The sequence below is a fragment of the Candidatus Similichlamydia epinepheli genome (assembly GCF_003056015.1).
The window spans coordinates 1-3,064 of the sequence record NZ_PPEU01000084.1 but is presented as its reverse complement, the minus strand read 5'-3'; the positions used below and the strand labels follow the sequence as shown (position 1 = coordinate 3,064).

Annotated in this window: 4 protein-coding genes and 1 tRNA gene; all 5 read left to right on the top strand. The window is 41.4% G+C overall.

Features of this window, described 5'->3' with window-relative positions:
- Positions 1-369: S4 domain-containing protein (locus GCCT14_RS04215; protein ID WP_275655987.1), on the top strand; the 369-nt coding region annotated here is incomplete at its 5' end.
- A gap of 6 nt (positions 370-375) precedes the next feature.
- The gene (locus tag GCCT14_RS04210; protein WP_108624360.1) at positions 376-1,245 is read left to right on the top strand and encodes a deoxyribonuclease IV; all 870 of its coding nucleotides are present in this window, start codon (positions 376-378) and stop codon (positions 1,243-1,245) included.
- Positions 1,214-2,563: an asparagine--tRNA ligase gene (gene asnS / locus GCCT14_RS04205; RefSeq protein ID WP_239978377.1), complete on the top strand. Its 1,350-nt coding sequence runs from the start codon at positions 1,214-1,216 to the stop codon at positions 2,561-2,563. The genes GCCT14_RS04210 and asnS overlap by 32 nt, the downstream gene beginning before the upstream one ends.
- A 46-nt stretch (positions 2,564-2,609) precedes the next feature.
- Positions 2,610-2,680 (top strand) — tRNA-Gly (locus GCCT14_RS04200).
- 88 nt (positions 2,681-2,768) lie between these two features.
- Positions 2,769-3,064 (top strand): 30S ribosomal protein S2 (rpsB, locus tag GCCT14_RS04195; RefSeq protein ID WP_239978376.1); only part of this gene is annotated, 296 nt, incomplete at its 3' end.

Genomic DNA, 3,064 nt, shown 5'->3' with positions numbered 1-3,064 from the left:
GCTGACCATTTATTGTGTCTTCTTGAATGTCGTCTTGATATTGTGGTATTTCGCTTGAAATTTGCGTCGACTCCGTTCGCAGCTCAGCAAGCTGTTGCACATGGTCATGTTGCTGTGAATGGGAAGAGAGTTGATATTCGATCATTTCAGGTTAGACCAGGAATGGAGATATCGATTCTGCCATCTCTTCAAAATGAGATTACTAAGACCAACATTGGTAACAAGAGGCGAGAGGTTCCAGAATATCTTGAACTAGAAGTAGACACGTTTAAAGGTAGACTTTTGAGTCACCCTCTTGCAGAACAGATTCCGCTTCCTCTCGATATCAACGTGTCTACCGTTTGCGAGTTCTTGGCACACAACGGCTAGGCAGTTATGCTGGGCGCTCACTGTTCAGCTTCCGGTGGTGTAGACAAAGCCTGTAGTGAGGCTGCATCGATTGGAGCAGATGCTGTTCAGTTGTTCACTTCTAATCAGAGAACTTGGAAAAGCAGAGCTCCTTTTTCTTCCGAAGAGATTTGTCTTTGGAAGAAGGCTAGGATGGAAGCAGGTATTGGCTGTGTAGTTAGTCATGCTAGTTATCTAATCAATCTTGGTTCTGAGCATGACGATGTAGTTGAGAAGAGCCGAATTGCTTTCCGTGAAGAGATTATACGTTGTCAATCTCTTGAAATAGATTTTTTGGTTTTCCATCCCGGGTCGAGTGGATCTCAACCTATTGAGGTATGTCTTCTAAAAATTTTGGAAGGATTGCTCTCATTAGAAGTTGAATTTGCATCTTCAAAAGGTCCAATTATACTGCTTGAATCGATGGCCGGGCAAGGCAGCCAAGTTGGTAAAAACTTCGATGAAATAGCGTTTTTGATAGATCGAGTTGATTTTCGAATTCCTCTCTCTGTATGTCTAGATACTTGCCATCTTTTCGCTGCAGGTTACGACATTAGATCATCTACAGACATTGACCAGATGCTAAAAAGATTCGATGAAAAAATCGGTCTCTCTCATCTTCGTCTTCTCCACATGAATGACTCAAAAAAAGGCCTTGGGTCTCAAGTAGACAGACACGCCTCTCTTGGGGCTGGAGAAATTGGCTGGGATGCTTTTCACTATTTGATGTTGGATAGCAGGACAGCAATCTTACCAAAAATTCTTGAAACCCCCGAGGGACCAGCTGTTTGGAAAGAGGAAATTCGCCATCTCAAGGAGGTAAAAAGTGGAAGAAATCCCTCTTTCTTCAGTTCATGATTGTTTAACCCATCTGAATGGGAGTGAACCCAATTTAATTCGTGTTAGAGGATGGGCTCGGGCTGTCAGGAATCAAAAAAGAATTACCTTCTTATCTCTTTACGATGGGTCCTGTTTTTCATCTCTTCAAGTAGTTATTCCTGAAACCATCATGCAAAAAAACATAGAACTTGGATGTGCGGTATCTTGCATAGGGACTCTCTGCTCAAGTCGAGGAGAGAAACAGAGCATTGAATTGAAAGCTTCAAAGATAGAAGTAATTGGGACTTGCCCTTCATCATCATTCCCATTACAAAAAAAAGAACATTCATTCGAGTTCCTTCGTTCGATTGCTCACCTAAGAAGTCGCTCTAAAAGCATCTGCGCAATCATGAGATTGCGACATGCTCTAACAATGGCCACGCACAATTTTTTTTCGGAGCGTGGATTTTTGCATCTTGCGACACCTATTTTGACTCCAACCGATTGTGAAGGAGGTTGTGATCTATTCCAGGTAGAGAAAAAAAACGGAAAAAACTTCTTCGACCATCCAGCTTATCTAACTGTTTCTGGTCAATTGAATGCAGAAGCTTTTGCATGTGGGATAGGTCCTGTTTATACATTTGGACCGACTTTTCGGGCTGAGCATTCAACCACTCCTCGTCATTTAGCTGAATTTTGGATGATTGAACCAGAGGTCCCTTTTGCAGATATGCAAGACATGATGAAGTTGAGTGAAGACTATCTTCGTTTTTTGGCTCTTTGGTGTTTAGATAAATGCGAAGAAGAACTTCTCTTCTGTCAAGATAAGTTTCAACCAGACTTATTGAGTAAACTACAGAATGTGACACAAGAATCTTTTTGCAAGATTTCATATGGAGAAGCCATTAAGATTCTAAAAAAAAGCAATATATCATTTGCAATAGAACCAGTTTGGGGAATTGACCTTCAAACTGAACATGAACGTTTTCTAACAGAACAATACAGTAAAAAACCTACCATCGTCTTTGATTTTCCGGAATCTTTGAAGGCTTTCTACATGCGCATCAATGAAGACGGTAACACTGTAGCAAGTTTAGATGTTCTCCTTCCTCGTATTGGAGAAGTGATCGGAGGAAGTCAGAGAGAAGATAGACTTCACTATCTTGAAGAAAGGATGAAAAATAAAGGCATTTCACATCAATCTCACGATTGGTATCTTGACTTGAGAAGATTTGCTTCTATCCCTCACAGTGGCTTTGGAGCTGGTTTTGAACGAATCATAAGATGGATAACTGGTGTAGAAAATATAAGGGAGACAATACCCTTCCCAAGAAGTCCAGGGTCTTTGGAGTTTTAAAGCAATCCAAATTAATAGTAGATGCGTGATAGAATCTCTGTCTTTTGCGCCTGTGGTTTAATGGCAGAACATCAGCCTTCCAAGCTGAAAGTGTCAGTTCGATTCTGATCGGGCGCTAAAATTTAGGTATTACCAAGACCGAAATCTTTTCTGCATGCCTGCAGAGTTAGGATGCCGTCGTCAATTTCAACAATAGGGACAAGGCTTGGAACAAGGACAGAGCCAGACTTCTGAGTTAATGATTCAGGAGCTAGTAGAAGCAGGCGGTCACTTCGGCCACCAAAAGAATCGCTGGAATCCGAAAATGAAACCTTTCATATTCGGGTTGCGCCAAGGGATATATATCATTGACTTGGCGAAGACATTACAACTTTTAAGGCAAGCTTGTGTTGCCATCAAGGATATAGTAGGGAATCATAAAGCTGTTCTCTTTGTTGGAACTAAGAAACAAGCAAAAACTGTCATAAAAGAGTGCGCTACTGCTTGTGGCGAGCGATACGT